Genomic DNA, 18,050 nt, shown 5'->3' with positions numbered 1-18,050 from the left:
GGATCCGATGGTCTTTGGCCAAACCATGTTCAGGACCGAATATCCTGAACATATCCCGCAGGTTAGAAGGCTTGGGAACGCGCGGCGTTGAAAAGCGAAAAGGGCGCGTGGCATAACCGCGCGCCTTGACGGGTCAGCGGCTGGCGCGACCTTCAAGCTGTGCGTCCACAAGCGCAACAGCCTGCCGGACGGCCGCGTCTATAGTCAAATCGCTGGTATCTAGCAAGTCCGCACCGTCGGCCTGCTTGAGCGGTGCATGGTCCCGGCTCATGTCGCGTGTGTCGCGTGCCTGAATGTCCGCGATCAGGCTGTCCATATCGGCATGGCCGCCATGGCTTATCGCATCCTTGTACCGCCGCTCGGCGCGCACATGGACGCTGGCCGTCACGAATATCTTGGCGTCGGCATCGGGCGCAATGACGGTGCCGATGTCCCGCCCGTCCAATATCGCGCCGCCCGGCTGCGTCGCAAAATCGCGCTGCCGCTGGACCAGCGCGTCGCGCACCCCCTGATGCACCGACACGCGCGACGCCAGACTGCCCACCGCTTCGCTGCGCAGCGCCGGGTCGGCCAGCGTCATGTCGTCGAACCCGCACGCTGCCAGCGCGTCCGCCGCGACATCCGGGTCGCCACCGCTTTTCAGCACCGCCAGCCCGACCGCGCGATACAGCAACCCAGTGTCCAGCACGGGCAGGGCATAATGCCGCCCCAGCGCCTTGGCGATCGTGCCTTTGCCCGACGCAGCGGGACCATCGACGGCGATAATCATGCCGATTTGCTCCGAATGGCCTTGGCCAGCCCCAGCAGCGCGATCAGCGTCCACACGATTTCCAGCGCCATCGACGCCAGGTTGAAATGCACGGTCAGCGACCAGATCAGCAACAGCGATCCCACCAGATTGAGCAGGTTGAACAGGACGAAATTCATCGTCTTGGCTATATTGCTGTAGGCATAGGCCACGACCATCATCGCGCTGCCCGCCAACCCGACGATATTGGCCAGATCAAAAGTCATGCGATCGCTCCCAGTGTCTGGAGCAGCGGCACGAAGGTCGGAAAGCTGGTCGCCACCGGTGCCATGTCGTCGATCGTCACCCCGTCCCGCGATACCAGTCCCGCCACGGCAAAGCTCATGGCGATGCGATGGTCCAGCCTGGTGGCGATTGGCCCGCCACCGGCCAGCGGCGCGCCACCGCTCCCCTCGATGATGATGCCATCCTCCAACTCCTCGACCATCACGCCGATGGCGCGCAGCCCCGCCGCCATGGTGGCGATCCGGTCTGATTCCTTGACCCGCAATTCCTCCAGCCCGCGAAACACGCTGCGCCCCTGCGCAAGGGCGGCGGCAATGAAGGCGACGGGATATTCGTCGATCATGGCCGGTGCGCGCGCCGGGTCCGGCTCCACGCCGTGCAGCGCCGACGCCGTCACCACCAGGTCGCCCACCGGCTCACCACCGACTTCCCGCGCATTGATGACAGCAATGTCGCCGCCCATCTCGCGCAGCAGGTCGATCAGCCCCGCGCGCGTCGCATTCAGCCCGACATTGGCGATCGTCACTTGCGATCCCGGCACCAGCAACGCGGCAACCATCGGGAACGCAGCGGAGGAGGGGTCACCCGGCACGACGATATTCTGCGGCTTCAATTCCGCCTCACCCACCAGCGTGATGATCCGCGCCCCGTCGGCCTCGACCTCGACATTCAGGTCCGCGCCGAACCCGCGCAGCATCCGTTCGCTATGGTCGCGGGTCGGCACCGGCTCGACCACGCGGGTAATGCCCGGCGTGTTCAGCCCCGCCAGCAATATCGCCGACTTCACCTGCGCCGACGCGACCGGCAGGCGATAGTCCAGCGGTACGGCAGGGCAGGCGCCCTTCATCGTCAGCGGCAGGCGGTCGCCCGGACTGCTCGTGAAGCTTGCCCCCATCCGCGCCAGCGGTTCGGTCACCCGCGCCATCGGCCGCTTGCTGAGCGATGCGTCGCCAACAAAAGTCGCCGTCAGGTCATGGCTGGCCAGCAGCCCCATCAGCAACCGGGTCGACGTGCCGCTATTGCCCATGTCCAGTGCCGTCTCAGGCTGCAACAGCCCGCCCACGCCCACGCCATATATGTGCCACACGCCCTCGTCATCGCGCACGATGTCCGCCCCCATGGCGCGCATCGCCGCAGCGGTCGCCAGCACATCCTCGCCCTCCAGCAGCCCCTCGACCCGGCTTTCCCCCACCGCCAGCGCCGACAGCATCAGCGATCGGTGCGAAATGCTCTTGTCCCCCGGCACGGTGACATGGCCCGACAGGGGCGATGCGGCGGAAAAGGTCATCGGGCGGGGCAGTTGGGCAGAAGCGGTCACTATGCGTCCAGTCTGGTCTGGCGGGAAAAAATGCGCCCGGCTTTTGACAGCGCGCTTGCGCTATGGCAAGGCGCGCCACGTTTCGCGGGCAACGTCAGTTGTGCCGCGTCAAATTCTATTTGAGCATCGAAGAAGGAACAGGCCGGACATGGTGAAGGCTGAATGGGGTACGAAGCGGACCTGCCCGAAATGCGCCACGCGCTTCTACGACCTTGGCAAGGATGATCCGGTAGTCTGCATCAATTGCAACGCTGCCTGGGAACCTGAGCCGGTCCTGAAGTCGAAGCAGCCGCTTCCTTATGAGGAAGCGCCCAAGAAGGTCATCGAAACCGCCGATGGCGAAGTCGAGGCTGTCGACAACGATCTCGACCTCGATCTCGACGTGGACGAGGACGATGATTCGCCGGACAATGACGTCGATCTGGGCGGTGACGACGATCTGGGCGTGGAAGCGCCCGGCGACGACGACAGCGACGACAACTAGAGCGTTTTCGAAGCGGGTGGAAACACCCGCTGACTTGGAAAACGCGTAAAATCAAAAGACTTGAGCAACTGGGCCGATACGATCGGATCGAAAATTGCCCAAGACAATTTTATTGTTGCAAAGGAGGTTGCTGCGACTTAATGGCAGCGACCTCCGAGGCGCCGGACCCAAGCGGCGCTTCATGATGGTGACGGGGCCTTAGCTCAGCTGGGAGAGCGCCTGCATGGCATGCAGGAGGTCAGCGGTTCGATCCCGCTAGGCTCCACCATCTTTTCTGCCGACGGTTTTTTACCGGACATGGCATTGATCCACGACTATGCGGCCATGCCGCACGGATGGGGCCTTAGCTCAGCTGGGAGAGCGCCTGCATGGCATGCAGGAGGTCAGCGGTTCGATCCCGCTAGGCTCCACCAACGCTTGCGCAAAATGGCGCATCACTTACAGCTACGCTCTGGCATCCCGCCACGATCCGCTTCGTGACCTGAATGTCAGCCGGAGATGCGTTTATGCGGGATGATTTTGCAGCGGCCGTGGCTGCGCAGGGCAAGGACGACAGGATCAGCGCGATCCTGAACGATGTGTGCCAGTTCACCGGCATGGGCTTCGCCGCCGTCGCGCGCGTTACCGAAGATCGCTGGATCGCCTGCCAGATTGTCGACCGCATCGAATTTGGCCTCGATCCCGGCGAAGAACTGGAAATCCAGAAAACGATCTGCGACGATATTCGCCGTAGCGGCGAAGCCATCGTGATCGATCATGTCGCTGCCGACACTGACTGGCGCACGCATCATGTCCCGATCTTCTATGGCTTCCAAAGCTATGCCTCCTTCCCCATCCTGCTGGCGGACGGCAGCTTTTATGGCACCTTATGCGCCATCGACCCGAAACCTCGGCTGTTGCGCAACACGGCGGCTATTCTCGCCATGCAGGGCTATGCCCGCTCGATCGCCGATATATTGTCCGCCAACATGGCCGTCTCGCTCCCGTCAGGCGACTGACACGAAACTATCCATCACCCGCTTGCGCCCAGCCGTCTCGAATTCGATTTCCAGCTTGTTGCCCTCAATCTCGGCGACCGTGCCGTAACCGAATTTCTGGTGGAACACGCGCAGCCCCACATTCATGTCGCTGCGCCCCTTATTGCCGATCGACACGGCCGAAGCGCGCGCTTCCACGATCCGCACCGGCTCGCGGCTATACTGCCCCTCGGCCTGCGCCCGCTGCCATCCCGGCCCGCGCCCTGTGCCGCGCCCGACATGGGCGAAGGGGTCGTCCCGCTCCGACCAGTTGGCCCGCCACAGCGACGCGCCGCCAGTCATGCTGCTTTCTTCCTCGACATGTTCGGGCGGCAATTCGCCGACGAAGCGCGACGGGATGCTGCTCGTCCACTGGCCATAGATGCGCCGGTTGGCCGCGTGCAAAATCGTGCAGCGCTTTCTCGCCCGCGTGATCGCGACATAGGCCAGCCGCCGTTCCTCCTCCAGGCTGTTGAGGCCGCCTTCGTCCAGCGCCCGCTGCGACGGGAAAATCCCTTCCTCCCACCCGACCAGGAACGTCGTGTCATATTCCAGCCCTTTGGCGGCATGGATGGTCATGATCGTGACTTTGACTGTCTCTGCCTGCGCCTCATTGTCCATGACGAGCGACACATGCTCCAGAAACGCGCCCAGCGTCTCATATTCTTCCATCGCCCGCGCCAGTTCGGACAGATTCTCCAGCCGCCCCGCGCTCTCCGTCGAACGCTCGGCCTGCAACATCGCGGTATAGCCGCTCTCGTCCAATATCTGCCGCGCCAGTTCGGCATGGGGCAGGGTGGCCGCCCGGTCGCGCCAGCGCGCCACATCGCCCACGAAGCTGCCCAGCGCCCGCCGCGCCTGCGGCGTTAATTCGTCGGTGTCGATGATCCGCGCCGCCGCCAGCGCCAGTGGGATCCCCTCCGCCCGCGCCAGCCGGTGCAGCTTCTCCACCGCCTTGTCGCCCAATCCCCGCTTGGGCATGTTGACGATCCGCTCGAACGCCAGATCGTCGGCAGGCTGGTTCACCAGCCGCAGATAGGCCAGCGCATCGCGGATTTCCGCCCGCTCATAAAAACGAAAGCCTCCCACGATGCGGTAGGCCAGGCCAATCTGGATGAAGCGATCCTCGAACTCGCGGGTCTGATGCTGCGCCCGCACGAGGATCGCGATCTGGTCCAGCGATCCGCCATCCCGCTCGATCCGCTCGATTTCCTCGCCGACCCGCCGCGCTTCCTCCGGCCCGTCCCACACCCCGATGACGCGCACTTTCTCGCCCACGTCGATGTCGGTCCACAATGTCTTGCCCAACCGATTGCCATTTTCGGCGATCACCCCCGACGCCGCGCCCAATATATGCGGGGTCGACCGGTAATTCTGCTCCAGCCGCACGATGGTCGCGCCCGGAAAATCCTTTTCGAACCGCAGGATATTGGCGACTTCTGCGCCGCGCCATGAATAGATGGACTGGTCGTCATCGCCCACGCAGCACAGATTTTTGCGCGTCTGCGCCAACAGCCGCAGCCACAGATACTGGCTGCTGTTGGTGTCCTGATATTCGTCCACCATGATATAGCGGAACCGCTCCTGATAGCTTTCCAGCACATCGCGATGTTTCTTCAATATCGTCAGAACATGCAGCAACAAGTCCCCGAAATCGCACGCATTTACTGTGCGTAACCGGGCCTGATAGGCGGCATAGAGCTTCTGCCCCTTGCCATTGGCATAGCCCTCGCTTTCCCCCGCGCTCACATCGTCGGGGGTCCATCCCTTACTCTTCCACTGGTCGATCAGCCCGCCCAATTGCTTGGCGGGCCAGCGCTTGTCGTCGATCCCCTCCGCCTGGATCAACTGCTTCATCAACCGCAACTGGTCGTCGGTATCCAATATCGTGAAATTGGATTGCAACCCGACCAGTTCGGCATGACGGCGCAACATCTTGGCCGCGATCGCATGGAATGTGCCGAGCCACGGCATCCCCTCGACCGCCGGGCCGATCATCTTGCCCACCCGCTCGCGCATTTCCCGCGCGGCCTTGTTGGTGAAGGTGACGCACAAAATCTGCGATGGATAGGCGCGCCCGGTCCCGACCAGATGCGCCAGCCGCGCCGTCAACGCCGCCGTCTTGCCCGTGCCGGCCCCCGCCAGCACCAGCACTGGTCCCTCGGTCGTCAGCACGGCTTCGCGCTGGGGCGTGTTCAGCCCCTTCATATAGGGCGGATCATTGGGGGAGGGTGCAGGAAAGGTCATGGGGGACAACTAGGGAAGGGCAGGGGCAGGGGCAAGGCATGACCCTTGCGGCGAAGCGCCTTCTATGAGAACAAAAGGCGAATCATGCAAGGGAGGAAGAAACATGGCCGCCGACACAATTGCGACCGGCAAATGCCAGTGCGGGGCAATCCGCTACGAAGTCAGCGGCGATCCGGCCCATAGCGCGATCTGCCATTGCACCGACTGCCGCGCCAGTTCGGGCGCACCCATGGTCGGCTGGGCCTTGTTCCAGCAGGATGAAGTGACGATCCACGGCACGCCGGTCGCCTATCAGTCGTCGGAAAAGGCCACGCGCCATTTTTGCGGCAATTGCGGCACCGGGCTGTTCTACACCAACCCGGCCATCTTCCCCGGCTGCATCGACATTCAGACCGCAACTCTGGACGATCAGGCCGCCTTCCCGCCACAGGCCCATATCCAGATGGCAGACGCCCCGCCATGGGCCGCCACCGCGAACGACCTCCCCAAATTCGATCGCTTCCCCGGCGAATAACAGCATCGTAAAATCCGTCCTCTGCAAGGCAGGGCTACCGCATATGAGTCCACCCTTCTTTCGTCGTCACCCTGAACTTGTTTCAGCATCCATTCCTCGTCACGAACGGCGGCTTTTGGGGTACGATGGATCCTGAGCCGCAGGCCAGCGCAGCTAAATAAATTCAGGATGACGTTGTAGTGATAACGAAAGGTCACATGCGATAGCTCTGCCTTGGCAGGGGAGGCGGCAGGGCGCAGCCCTGACGGAGCGGCGTCCCCCCATCGCTGGCACACCCCGTCCTTCCCCTCACGGCGCATCCGCCACGCTTCATCGCGCATGGCCGGAACGGGTGCGTCATGACGCCGGTTCTCCCTTCAGCCCACGCGCCAGAAACGGGGCCAAGAAGAACCAAAGGAAAGGATCATCCCGATGAAATCCCTTATGCTGGCCAGCGCCGCGATGCTGAGTTTTACCGGCGTCGCCCTCGCGCAGAATATGCCCACGACGGCGGCCCAGCCCCCGGCAGGGGAAACGGCTCCCCCGGCAGGGGAAATGGCACCCCCGGCCGGGCAAATGGCGCCGCCCGCTGGCGACATGGCCCCGCCCGCCGATCCCGCCGCGCCTCCGCCACCCGTAGACCCCGCTGCCACGGCCGCAGACCCTAATGCGGCCCAGCCCACCGGCGCAGTCCCTGCCGACCCCGGCATGGCCCCCGCACCCGCAGGTGTGCCGCAAGACCCGGCGGCCCCGGTCGGCTCGTCGGCCAATCCAGTCACGGTCGGCGGCAACATGACCCCGCCGCCTGCCGAAGCGAAAGACTATCCCGTCTGCTCGCGCACTGTGCAGGACAGTTGCGTCAATCCGGGTGAAGCGCGCAAAATGCGTAAGCGCTGAGTAGATAAACGGTTCAATAAGCTATTGAAATATATGCGCAAATTTAGTTAGCAGGCTAACTAAATTTGCGCATATCGCTGTATATGTCTACTTCGTCGTCTACTTTACGGCCTGATCCTCGGCCCGCAGCAGCGTGATCCGCGCCTTGCCCACGTCCCGCACCGCGTCCACGGCAAAGCCCTTGACCAGCACATCTTCGCGCCGGTCCGTCTCTATGCTGATCCAGGTCGCGCCGCTGGTCCACCCCAGCCGGGACAGCTTGTCCAGCGCGACTTGCCCCGCGCCGGTGCCATAGGGCGGGTCCATGAAAATCAGGTCCAGCGGTTTGGGCGCAGAACCCAGCGACAGCACACTCGACGCGCGAATATCAGCCTTGATGCCCAGCCGGTCGCCATTGGCGCGGATCGCGTCCAGCGCAGGCTTGTCCTGTTCCACGAACAGGCATGTCGCCGCCCCGCGCGACAGCGCCTCGAACCCCAGCGCGCCCGACCCGGCGAAGAAATCTCCCACGGCCAGCCCCTCGAACGATCCGATCCGGCTGACCAGCATCGAAAACAGCGTCTCGCGCGTCCGGTCGCCGGTAGGGCGAGTCGCGTCTCCCTTGGGCGCAGTCAGCGGGCGGCCGCGCCACTGGCCCGATATGATTCTCATTTCGCCTCTTTCAACGTCTTGCGGAATATCGCCAGATCCTGCTCGCGCACCTCGACCACGGCGCCCATCGGCAGGTCGTCCAGCACGAACGGGCCATAACTGGTGCGGATCAGCCGGTTCACCTGCAACCCCAGATGTTCCAGAACGCGCCGCACTTCGCGGTTCTTGCCTTCGGTCAGCGTCATTTCAATCCACTGGTTGGCACCCGTCCGCCGCTCCAGATTGGCCTCGATCGGGCCATAACGGATGCCCTCTATCTCGATCCCGTCGAACAGATCCTCCAGCTGCGCCTGGCTCACTTCGCCAAAGGCGCGGGCGCGGTATGTGCGCGGCACGCCGGTCGACGGCAATTCCATCTGCCGCTTGAACGCGCCATCGGTGGTCAGCAGCAGCAGCCCTTCGGTCCCCATGTCGAGCCGCCCGATCGGCATCACACGCGGCAGGTCGGCGGGCAGCCGGTCATAGATGGTCGGTCGCCCCGCCGGATCGCGCTCGGTCGTCAGGCAGCCGGTCGGCTTGTGAAAGATGAACAGCTGGGTCGGCGGCGGTGCCATGATCGCCACGCCATCGACCGCTATGCCATGCAGCGAAGCCAGCAGCGTCGCTGGCGTTTCGACCGCCACGCCGTCCAACGTCACCCGGCCTTCCTCGATCAGCCGTTCGACTTCCCGGCGCGACGCCACGCCCGCCCGCGCCAGCAATTTGGCGATGCGCTGCGGCTCGTTGCTGCCGCTCTCGGTCGCAGCGGCACGGGCCGGATGCGGATTGGCGGTGGGTGCCGTCGCCCCGCTGCCCCGGCGCGGGGGCTTGCGCGACCATGGCTTGTCTGCGGCCGAACCGTGCGACGCGAATTGGCCGATCCCCGACTTGCCACCGCCCGGCCGGGCCGGTGCAGCCTTGGCGGCTTGCGTTTTTTCGGACATGGCGCGCGGCACCGGCGGTCGCGCCGATCCGACAGGCGTGGGATCGGGCCGTGGGCGGTCGGTGCGCGGTGCGTCGCTGCGGACGCGCTCCGTCCGGGGGGCATCGCTCCTGCTACGTTCGCCGCGCGGCGCATCCGGCTTGGCATAGGGGCTGCGGTCGGACGTGGGCCGGGTCCGCCCTGCGCCAATACGATCCGTCCGGTCCTGCGCCCCACGCTGTTCGGCGGGCGCGTTGCGGCCAAAACGCCCCTGATCGCCCCTACCTTGATCCGAACGTCCCTGACCAGACTGCCCCTGACCAGACCGCCCCTGATCCGAACGCCCGCCGCCGCTGCGCCGTTCGCCGCTCATGCCATCTGCGGGGGCAAAGCGCGACGACCCGCCACGCCCCTCGGGCGGGCGGGCGCTGCGGTCGCGATCCTGGCCCTCATTACCCCTGCCGGAACCGGGGCGCGTGGGACCACCGGGCCGTTTGGGACCGCCGGGTCCAGCCCTGCGGGGCGGTCCAGATTTTTTTGGCGGTGCCAAGGGGAAAGTTCCTTTTGTCGGCCACTGGCACTTCCTATATGGATGCAAAGCCAGCAACAGGTTGAATATTGCCGTCCGGGCGCTTGGTCGATGGTGCGGATTCTCGCGATCCGGCAACCCGACACGGGGACAGGCGTTTAACCGGCTGCATGGCGGAAACAGGGCGGACTTGGCAAATGTTTTTCGGGCTGGTGAAGGGGGAAACCGCCGGAAAGGCGCGCCGCAAGGCAATTCGCACCATTTTGGTGGTGGAGGATGAGCCTCTGGTCGCCTTCGATAACGAACATGCGCTGGAACAGGCTGGCTATCGGATCGCCGCTACGGTGGACGATCATGACCATGCCGTCGCGGTCATCGACGGCGGCGGCGTCGACCTGGTCATTGCCGACGTTTCCCTGCGCGGCGACAAAAGCGGCATCGACGTTGCCCGCCACGCCCGGTCGAAAGGACTGCCGGTATTATTTGTCACGGGCCATTGCCCCATCGACGCGCGCGAACTGGCGGTCGGCTGTCTGGCCAAACCCTACGCTCCGCGCGATCTGATCGCGGCGATCGGCGTCGTCGATGCCGTATTGCGCGACGCCCGCCGTCCCCGTTTGCCGACGGGTCTCAGCCTCTTCGACGCAAACTGAACCACGCCGCGCTTGCCTACATCGCGTCAGTCCATATGGTGGCTTGCAACAAACGCTACCGGGGACGCGCGCCAATATGACCGACGCCATCAAAGGCACGAATAGCTGGCTCGATGCCATGAAGCCCTATGCGCAAAAAGGACCATTGGCGGCCTTCTTCCTCGGTGTTTCTTCCGGTTTCCCCTATGCCATGATCGGCGCGACGCTGACCACGCGGTTGGCGCAGGACGGCATCGACAAGAAAGCGGTGACTGCCTTCACCCTGGCTTTCCTCGTCTACAACCTCAAATGGCTATGGGCCTGGGTGGTCGATGGCGTGCGCTTGCCGCTGATCGGGCGACTGGGGCAGCGCGTTTCCTGGCTGATCGTCGCAGGGGTGCTGGTAATGGCGGCGGTCGCCAATCTCGCCTTCGTCGATCCGACGAGCAGCCTGATCCAGACCGCCTATGCCGCGATTCTTGTGGGCGCGGCGGGCGCGACCTTCGACATCGTGATCGACGCCTATCGCATCGAAATGCTCAAGCCCGAACAATTGGGCGTGGGATCGGGCATGTCGCAATATGGCTGGCGCATCGGATCGGTCGCTGCGGGCGCGCTCGCGCTGATACTGGCGGCACGGATCGGTTGGCAGGGTGCTTATCTCGCCTGCGCGGCGTTCGCCTTGCCCGCCATGCTGACCGGCCTGCTGCTGGGGGAACCGGAACGGCATCGTGATCCGCTGGCGCGGCGCGGCATGGGCGAAGTGTGGCAATCGATCGCCGGGCCACTGGTCGAATTTTTCCGGCGGCGCGGCGCATTTCTGGTGCTGCTGTTCATCCTGCTGCACAAGATTGGCGACACGCTGGCGAACCTCACCTTTCGCCTGTTGTTCGACGATATGGGCTATACCAATGACGAAATTGCCATTTACGACATCGGCATTGGCTTTTGGGCCTATCTGATCGGCATATTCATCGGCGGCATCCTCTACGCCCGCATCGGCATGAAGCGCTCGGTGCTTTTGAGCCTCATCCTGATGGGCGTGTCCAATTTCAGCTTCGCCGCGCTGGCCGCCGTCGGCAAAAGCAATTGGGGCATGGCTGGCGCGATCGGCTTTGAAAATATCGCCAGCGGCATCGGCGGCGTCACCGTCGTCGCCTATTTCTCCGCCCTGTGCGACCTGCGCTTCACCGCTGCCCAATATGCGCTGATTTCCGCCGCCGCCAGCATAGTCGGCCGGTTCCTGACCGGCACGACGGCGGGCAGCCTGATCGAACGTTTCGGCTATGTCGATTTCTACCTGTTCACCACCGTTCTGGCCGTGCCAGGCATCGCGCTGTTCTGGCTGATGATGCGCGCGGGGTTGATCGACGCCAGCGTCGGCACCGCCGCGACCGATCCGGGGGATCAGCCCGCTGCATAGAGTTCCAGCGGACGCCCCAGATCGGCATGGGCCTGCGCCACCGCCTGCAAACAGGTCAGCGCACCCAGCGCATGATCATTGCCCAGCAGCGCACTAACCTGTTCATAGGCGCTATCGGGGTCGCGCAGCGCTTCCCCGGTAGCTTCCATCATCAACGCCTCGTCCGCCGTCATCCGGGCGCAGCAACAAGGAGCGACCAATATCTTGCGGCTCGATGCCCGCGCCAGTTCCAGCATCATCGCCCGCATCAGTACCAGCGGACGGCGATAGCTGCGCCCGAACGCGCCCAGCATCGCATTGGCGGCATGGGCATCATTCACGCCCGCGCTGGCCATCCGCCGCAGGACGAACAGGAACAGGCGATTGCCATAACCACCGGGGATCGGCCGGGGCAGGTCGATGGGGGATGTCTCTCCATAAGCCATAAGGAAGCGCCTTCTGCGGTGTTCGAGTCACCCCAAGGTACGCTATTGCGAGTCAATCGCAAGCATAATCAATCGGGCAGTTGATCGTTCAGCCGCAAAACTTCGCCCGCCAGATATAACGACCCGGCAATCAGGATTTTGGGTGCCGGATCGCCCTGCGCCGCAATGGCCCGGATCGCCGCTGTCGGTTCCTCATATGCCGTAAAGCCAATGCCCCATTGCGCCGCGACCCCTGCGAATCGCTCCGGCGCATGATGCTCATGCCCCGGCACCGGCAGCGCGTGGATGTGGCCAACACGCCCGGCAAAAGGCGCGAGGTAACTGTCCATGTCCTTGTTGCTCAACATGCCGATGACCAGCGCGAGTTGCTGCCCTTCCAGCCGCTCTGGCGTGAAGAAAGCGCTGATCGCCTCGCCCGCGCCTGCATTATGCCCGCCATCCAGCCACACGGTCGCGGCGTCGGGCAGGGGAGCCAGCAGCGGCCCCTTGTCCAGCCGCTGGAGCCGCGCTGGCCAGTGCGCCCAAAGCGGCGCGGCCTTGAGCGCGGCTTCGGACACCGACACTGCGCTCTGGTGGCGCAGCATGGCAAAGGCCAGCGCGGCGTTCTGCACCTGATGCGCGCCCGCCAGCCTTGGCAGCGGCGTGTCGATCCGCCCCTGCTCGTCGCGATAATGGAGCCGGTCGCGATAGGCCGCCGCGTCCCAGCCATCGCCCTGACCGATCCAGCTCGTCTGCGCTCTGGCAACGGCGTCCATCATCACCGGGAACAGGGCGTCGGGGTAGCGCTGGGTAACCAGCGCCGCGCCCGGCTTGGCGATCCCGGCCTTTTCCGCTGCGATGCCTGCCAGCGTGTCACCCAGAAAGGCCTGATGGTCGATGCCCAGTTGCGCAATCCCGCATACCACCGGATCGGCGATGATGTTGGTCGCGTCCAGCCGCCCGCCCAGACCCACTTCGATGATGCAGGCGTCGGCAGGATGTTCGGCAAAGGCGAGGAACGCCGCAGCGGTCGTCACTTCAAAGAAGCTGGCACCGATCCCCTCGGCAATGTCCAGCACCCATTCAAGATAACGGGCCAGCATCGCGTCGGAAATCAGCTGCCCCGACACCCGGATACGCTCGTTGAAGCGGACGAGGTGAGGGGAGGTGAAGACATGGACGCTTTTCCCGTCCGCCTCCATCGCTGCGCGCAGGAAGGCACAGGTCGATCCCTTGCCGTTGGTTCCCGCGACATGGAATATCGGCGGCATGGCCCGATGCGGATCGCCCAGCCGCTCCATAAGCCGGGCGATGCGGTCCAGCCCCAATATGTCCGCGCCCGGCGACAGCGACCAAAGCCGGTCCAGTTGCGCCTGCACCTGCGGGTCGTCCGAAACGGCATTGTCAGCCATGCTGCGCTCCCCCCGGAACGAGTGTCTCAGGCCGCCACGCGCGGACTGAGATAACCGATCACGCGCGCCAGCGTATCGCGCAATGCGCTGCGGTGGACGACCATGTCGATCATGCCATGGTCCAGCAGATATTCGGCGCGCTGGAACCCTTCGGGCAGTTTTTCGCGGATCGTGCTTTCGATCACCCGCTGCCCGGCAAAGCCGATCAACGCATTGGGTTCGGAAATCTGGATGTCGCCCAGCATCGCATAGCTGGCCGTCACGCCGCCGGTGGTCGGATCGGTCAGCACGACGATATAGGGCAGGCCAGCGGCGTGCAGCTTGCGGATCGCCACGGTCGAACGGGGCATCTGCATCAGCGAGAGGATACCCTCCTGCATCCGCGCGCCGCCAGCAGCCGTGAAGATCACATAAGGGCATTTATGCGCGATCGCGTCATTGATCCCCTGAATGAAGGCCGCACCAACGCCCATACCCATGGAACCGCCCATGAAGGCGAAATTCTGCACACCCATGACCAGCGGCACATCGTCGATCGCGCCGCGTGCGTTGATCAGCGCGTCATGGTCGCCGGTCGCGGTCCGCGCGGCCTTGATCCGGTCGACATAGCGCTTGCTGTCACGGAATTTGAGCGGGTCTTCCTGCACGTGCGGCGTCGGCAGCAGGATGAAGCCGGCGTCCAATATATGCGCGAACCGCTCCGATGGTCCGATGCGGCCATGATGGTCGCAACGCGGGCAGACGGACAGATTTTCTTCCCATTCCTTGATGAATATCATTTCCGAACAGGACGGACATTTATGCCACAGGGTTTCTGCGCTGCCTTCCTTCTTGGCAATGAAGGGAATGGCCTTGCGGACGCGGTTTATCCAGCTCATGCGGCAGTCTCTTGGGTTTTGACTTTAAGGGCATCGCGCAATGTGGCGATGAATTGTTCGACGAAGGGCGCGGCGGCATCGCCATGGCTGCCCACGATATCCACGATGGCAGAGCCGACGACGACCCCATCGGCAATGCGGCCAATCGCCGCTGCCTGTTCGGGCGTGCGCACGCCAAAGCCGACTGCGACGGGCAGGTCGGTTGCGGCTTTCAGCTTTGCTACCGCCAGTTCGATATTGGCTTGTGCTGCCTGCTGCTTGCCCGTGATCCCGGCGACCGAGACATAATAGACGAAGCCGCTGGCCCCTTCCAATACGGTGGGCAGGCGCGCCGCGTCGGTGGTCGGCGTGGCCAGGCGGACGAGGTGAACGCCCGCGCCGCGCAACGCCGGGCCGATCTCGTTATCTTCCTCCGGCGGCACATCGACACAGATGACGCCATCGACGCCCGCCGCCTTGCACTGGTCGGCGAACCAGTCTGACCCGCGCACCAGCATCGGGTTGGCATAGCCCATCAGGATCAGCGGCGTTTCGGGGTGGCGCGCGCGGAAAGCGGCCGCGATTTCGAAGATATGCTTCGTTTTCGTGCCGGACCCCAGGCTGCGCAGGTTCGCCAGTTCGATCGCCGGGCCATCGGCCATCGGATCGGTAAAGGGCATCCCCAGTTCGATGATGTCCGCGCCGCCCGCGACCAGGGCGTCGAGGATGGCGGGGGTTGCGGCAACATCGGGATCACCGGCCGTCACGAAGGTGATGAGCGCGGCGCGGCCCTGTGCCTTGCAACTGGCAAAGCGGGTGGAGAGGCGGTCAGTCACATTTCCACTCCCAATGCGTCGGCGACGGTGAAGATATCCTTGTCCCCCCGGCCGGACAGATTGATGACGATGATCTTGTCCGCATCCATGGTCGGCGCGATCTGTTCGGCGGCAGCAATGGCGTGGGCAGACTCCAGCGCCGGAATGATGCCTTCCAGCTTGCTGAGCATCTGGAAACTGGCCAGTGCCTCGTCGTCCTTGATCGGCATATATTGCACCCGGCCGATATCGTGCAACCAGCTATGTTCAGGGCCGATGCCGGGATAGTCGAGGCCCGCCGAAATGCTGTGCGCTTCGGTGATCTGGCCGTCCTCATCCTGAAGCAGGTAGGTGCGATTGCCGTGCAATATGCCCGAAGCGCCACCCGCCAGCGATGCGGCGTGCTTCTTGTCCAGTCCTTCGCCCGCCGCTTCCACGCCGATCATCGCGACGTCGAGGTCGTCGAGGAAAGGGTGGAACATGCCGATGGCATTGGAACCGCCGCCAACCGGGGCGATCAGCATGTCGGGCAGGCGTCCTTCTGCCTCCAATATCTGCGCGCGGGTTTCCTTGCCGATGATCGACTGAAAGTCGCGGACCAGTTCCGGGTAAGGATGCGGACCCGCCGCCGTGCCGATGATGTAGAATGTGTCATGCACGTTCGACACCCAGTGGCGCAGCGCGTCGTTCATGGAATCCTTGAGCGTTGCAGAGCCGGAGGTGACGGGGATGACTTCCGCGCCCAGCAGCTTCATGCGGAACACGTTGGGCTTTTGCCGCTCGACATCCTTGGCGCCCATGAAGATCTTGCATTCCATGCCGAACAGCGCAGCGACGGTGGCGGTCGCCACGCCATGCTGGCCCGCGCCGGTTTCGGCGATCACCTTCTTCTTGCCCATCCGGCGGGCGAGCAGCGCCTGGCCGATGCAGTTGTTGATCTTGTGCGCGCCGGTGTGGTTGAGTTCCTCACGCTTGAGGTAGATTTTCGCGCCCTTGCCTGCGGGCGCGGTCGCGCGCAGCGCTTGCGTCAGGCGACCGGCATAATAAAGCGGGTTGGGCCGCCCGACATATTGTTTGAGGAGATAGTCATATTCCTCCTCGAACGCCGGATCGGCCTTGGCGGCCTTATAGACTTTTTCCAGGTCCAGGATCAGCGGCATCAGCGTTTCGGCGACATAACGTCCGCCGAACGCGCCGAAATGGCCATTGGCGTCGGGCTGGCTACGCAGGCTGTTGGGCAAGGCTATGGTATCGGTCATGACAATCTTTCCGGGACAATGAAGGGCGTTCGCTTGGCGTCAGGGGGAAGCGATCAGCGCCATCGTCCTTCGATGCGCACGGCAGGGGCGTTCAACGTCAACATGGGCCAACCGCTTTGCAGAAGGCCATGATCTTGTCCACACTCTTGATGCCCGGCGCGCTTTCGACGCCCGATGAAATGTCGATCAGCGGTGCGCCGGTGATGCGGACAGCCTCCGCCGCATTGTCGGCGGACAGTCCGCCCGACAGCCCCCATGGCACGCCGATTGCCAGTCCGTTCAGCAGCGTCCAGTCGAAACGCAGGCCCATGCCGCCGGGCAGCGCCGCGCCTTCGGGCGTCTTGGCGTCGAACAGCAGCCGGTCGACAGCGCCAGTATAGGCGCTGGCTCCGTCTATGTCGGCGCGGGTTTTGACCGCAATGGCTTTCCACACCGGCAGGCCGAAACGCTGGCGGATGGCGGCGGCGCGTTGCGGGCTTTCCTTGCCATGGAGTTGCAGCGCGGTCAGCGCGCCGCTGGCCAGCAGATCGGCCAGCAGTTCATCGTCAGGATCGACCACCACGCCGACCTTCTCGATGCTGGCGGGGATGGCGGCGGACAGGGCGCGCATCTGGTCGGCGGCGATATGGCGGGGGCTTTTGGGGAAATGGACGAAGCCCACATGAGACGCGCCCGCGCGCACGGCGGCACCAACGGTTTCGAGCGTGGACAGGCCACAAATCTTGATTGCGAGTCGGGACATGAGGCGGCTTTAGCGGCGATGGGCGGGCAAGTCACATGTCCGCAGGGGTAGCTGCGGTCAGGTCCATGTCATGCAGCGCCAGCCACTGGTCGGCATGGGCGATGCTGGCGGCACCAAGATAGCTATCGACCGCCATGAAGATCGCATCGTCGCTCATGGTCAGCGGGTCGAGCGGGGGGTGCCAGTGCAGGCAGAAATGCGGGCCGTCGGTTCGGGCAACGTAGAAGGGCAGGAAACGGGCGTTGACCCGTCGCCCCAGCCGCAGCGCAATCGACAGATTGCCCGATGGCGGCAGGTCGCGGCCGAAGCGGGGGAACCACACCTGCCGGTCGCGGCGCTCATCCAGCAGGATGAAGAGGGAGGCACGCGGGTTGCTGGCCAGATGCTTCATCAGGATGCGTGCGCCGCCTTCGCCAGTGACGACCTGGCCCATGTAGCTTTCCCGCGCCTTTTGCAGTTGCGCGGCGGTCCTGTCGTCGGCGGGGGGAGCGTAGACGCCGAGGCCGGGGCGATCAGTCGCGGCCTTGCCATGGGCGCCCAGCAAATCCCAATTGCCGATATGGAGCGACAGGCCGATCAGCGGGCGGTCATCGTCCAGCACCGCCTGATAGTCCGCCGCATCGTCCACCACGACATGTGCCGGGGTGACCAGCCGGTCGACATTGGCCAGTTCCGCCAGCGTCCGCCCCATATTGGTCCAGCGCCGGGTCAGCAGCTTTTCGCGCGCATCGTCCGTCAGGTCGGGGCGCAGCAGGGCCAGATTGGCGCGGGCGCGCGCGTCCCGCAACCGCATCTGCCGCCGGGCGACATGGGCGGAGAGCCATCCGCCGATCCATGACGCGACCGAAACCGGCAGGTGCCGCATCAGGAAAAAGAGAAAGGGGTTGGAGAGCATGGGGTTGCAGTCATACAGCAGGCGGTGAGACGGTAAAGGGGC

General features: G+C 64.2%; 19 protein-coding genes and 2 tRNA genes. 8 read left to right on the top strand and 13 right to left on the bottom strand.

Going from position 1 to position 18,050, the window contains the following annotated elements:
- Positions 1–133: 133 nt before the first annotated feature.
- From cmk to aroA, 3 genes are read right to left on the bottom strand one after another with little or no spacing between them, the layout of a single operon-like run.
- The gene (gene cmk / locus SPBM01_RS07260; RefSeq protein WP_188064661.1) at positions 134–769 is read right to left on the bottom strand and encodes a (d)CMP kinase; all 636 of its coding nucleotides are present in this window, start codon (positions 767–769) and stop codon (positions 134–136) included.
- Entirely contained in the window at positions 766–1,014 is a 249-nt protein-coding gene (locus tag SPBM01_RS07255) for a CBU_0592 family membrane protein (RefSeq protein WP_188064660.1), read from the bottom strand. The genes cmk and SPBM01_RS07255 overlap by 4 nt, the downstream gene beginning before the upstream one ends.
- Positions 1,011–2,321, bottom strand: coding sequence for a 3-phosphoshikimate 1-carboxyvinyltransferase (gene aroA, locus SPBM01_RS07250; protein WP_188065606.1), 1,311 nt, complete (start codon positions 2,319–2,321; stop codon positions 1,011–1,013). The genes SPBM01_RS07255 and aroA overlap by 4 nt, the downstream gene beginning before the upstream one ends.
- 178 nt (positions 2,322–2,499) lie before the next feature.
- Here aroA and SPBM01_RS07245 point away from each other — a divergent pair, with 178 nt between their 5' ends.
- From SPBM01_RS07245 to SPBM01_RS07230, 4 genes are all read left to right on the top strand, one after another.
- Positions 2,500–2,835, top strand: a complete 336-nt coding sequence (locus tag SPBM01_RS07245; protein WP_188064659.1) for a TIGR02300 family protein — start codon at positions 2,500–2,502, stop codon at positions 2,833–2,835.
- Positions 2,836–3,027: 192 nt separating this feature from the next.
- Positions 3,028–3,103: transfer RNA gene (locus tag SPBM01_RS07240), tRNA-Ala, on the top strand.
- A 69-nt stretch (positions 3,104–3,172) separates the two neighbouring features.
- Positions 3,173–3,248, top strand: a tRNA-Ala gene (locus tag SPBM01_RS07235).
- Positions 3,249–3,341: 93 nt separating this feature from the next.
- On the top strand, positions 3,342–3,833 hold the full coding sequence (locus SPBM01_RS07230; RefSeq protein ID WP_188064658.1) for a GAF domain-containing protein: 492 nt from the start codon (positions 3,342–3,344) through the stop codon (positions 3,831–3,833).
- Here SPBM01_RS07230 and SPBM01_RS07225 read toward each other — a convergent pair.
- Positions 3,822–6,098 (bottom strand): ATP-dependent helicase, encoded by a 2,277-nt coding sequence (locus tag SPBM01_RS07225; RefSeq protein WP_188064657.1) that lies wholly within the window; start codon positions 6,096–6,098, stop codon positions 3,822–3,824. The genes SPBM01_RS07230 and SPBM01_RS07225 overlap by 12 nt on opposite strands.
- Positions 6,099–6,216: 118 nt before the next feature.
- On the opposite strand from SPBM01_RS07225, the gene SPBM01_RS07220 reads away from it, so the two are divergent.
- On the top strand, positions 6,217–6,612 hold the full coding sequence (locus SPBM01_RS07220; protein ID WP_188065605.1) for a GFA family protein: 396 nt from the start codon (positions 6,217–6,219) through the stop codon (positions 6,610–6,612).
- Positions 6,613–7,023: 411 nt separating this feature from the next.
- Positions 7,024–7,488, top strand: coding sequence for a Fe-S oxidoreductase (locus tag SPBM01_RS07215; protein WP_188064656.1), 465 nt, complete (start codon positions 7,024–7,026; stop codon positions 7,486–7,488).
- 99 nt (positions 7,489–7,587) lie between these two features.
- On the opposite strand, the gene rsmD is transcribed toward SPBM01_RS07215, so the two are convergent.
- A complete protein-coding gene (gene rsmD / locus SPBM01_RS07210) occupies positions 7,588–8,139 on the bottom strand; it encodes a 16S rRNA (guanine(966)-N(2))-methyltransferase RsmD (RefSeq protein WP_188064655.1) in 552 nt (183 codons plus the stop codon).
- On the bottom strand, positions 8,136–9,590 hold the full coding sequence (locus SPBM01_RS07205) for a pseudouridine synthase (protein ID WP_188064654.1): 1,455 nt from the start codon (positions 9,588–9,590) through the stop codon (positions 8,136–8,138). The genes rsmD and SPBM01_RS07205 overlap by 4 nt, the downstream gene beginning before the upstream one ends.
- Before the next feature lie 176 nt (positions 9,591–9,766).
- On the opposite strand from SPBM01_RS07205, the gene SPBM01_RS07200 reads away from it, so the two are divergent.
- Both SPBM01_RS07200 and SPBM01_RS07195 read left to right on the top strand, forming a co-directional pair.
- On the top strand, positions 9,767–10,222 hold the full coding sequence (locus SPBM01_RS07200) for a response regulator (RefSeq protein WP_188064653.1): 456 nt from the start codon (positions 9,767–9,769) through the stop codon (positions 10,220–10,222).
- A gap of 76 nt (positions 10,223–10,298) precedes the next feature.
- The gene (locus tag SPBM01_RS07195; protein ID WP_188064652.1) at positions 10,299–11,624 is read left to right on the top strand and encodes an AmpG family muropeptide MFS transporter; all 1,326 of its coding nucleotides are present in this window, start codon (positions 10,299–10,301) and stop codon (positions 11,622–11,624) included.
- On the opposite strand, the gene SPBM01_RS07190 is transcribed toward SPBM01_RS07195, so the two are convergent.
- The 7 genes from SPBM01_RS07190 to SPBM01_RS07160 form a co-directional block, all read right to left on the bottom strand.
- The gene (locus tag SPBM01_RS07190; protein ID WP_188064651.1) at positions 11,609–12,049 is read right to left on the bottom strand and encodes a DUF6628 family protein; all 441 of its coding nucleotides are present in this window, start codon (positions 12,047–12,049) and stop codon (positions 11,609–11,611) included. The two genes, SPBM01_RS07195 and SPBM01_RS07190, sit on opposite strands and share 16 nt — an antisense overlap.
- 68 nt (positions 12,050–12,117) lie before the next feature.
- Positions 12,118–13,440 carry a bifunctional folylpolyglutamate synthase/dihydrofolate synthase gene (locus SPBM01_RS07185; RefSeq protein ID WP_188064650.1) on the bottom strand — a complete coding sequence of 441 codons (1,323 nt, stop codon included), beginning with the start codon at positions 13,438–13,440 and terminating at the stop codon, positions 12,118–12,120.
- 26 nt (positions 13,441–13,466) lie between these two features.
- On the bottom strand, positions 13,467–14,318 hold the full coding sequence (gene accD, locus SPBM01_RS07180) for an acetyl-CoA carboxylase, carboxyltransferase subunit beta (protein ID WP_188064649.1): 852 nt from the start codon (positions 14,316–14,318) through the stop codon (positions 13,467–13,469).
- Positions 14,315–15,133: a tryptophan synthase subunit alpha gene (gene trpA / locus SPBM01_RS07175; RefSeq protein ID WP_188064648.1), complete on the bottom strand. Its 819-nt coding sequence runs from the start codon at positions 15,131–15,133 to the stop codon at positions 14,315–14,317. The genes accD and trpA overlap by 4 nt, the downstream gene beginning before the upstream one ends.
- Complete coding sequence (trpB, locus tag SPBM01_RS07170) at positions 15,130–16,371, bottom strand: tryptophan synthase subunit beta (protein ID WP_188064647.1); 1,242 nt, start codon at positions 16,369–16,371, stop codon at positions 15,130–15,132. Before trpB ends, trpA begins: the two co-directional genes overlap by 4 nt.
- 97 nt (positions 16,372–16,468) lie before the next feature.
- Positions 16,469–17,113, bottom strand: a complete 645-nt coding sequence (locus tag SPBM01_RS07165; protein WP_188064646.1) for a phosphoribosylanthranilate isomerase — start codon at positions 17,111–17,113, stop codon at positions 16,469–16,471.
- Positions 17,114–17,144: 31 nt separating this feature from the next.
- Positions 17,145–18,008, bottom strand: coding sequence for a lysophospholipid acyltransferase family protein (locus SPBM01_RS07160; RefSeq protein WP_188064645.1), 864 nt, complete (start codon positions 18,006–18,008; stop codon positions 17,145–17,147).
- Between the last annotated feature and the right edge of the window lie 42 nt (positions 18,009–18,050).

The sequence above is a fragment of the Sphingobium sp. KCTC 72723 genome, from assembly GCF_014280435.1.
GTDB lineage: Bacteria > Pseudomonadota > Alphaproteobacteria > Sphingomonadales > Sphingomonadaceae > Sphingobium.
This window is presented reverse-complemented; position numbering and strand designations above follow the sequence as displayed.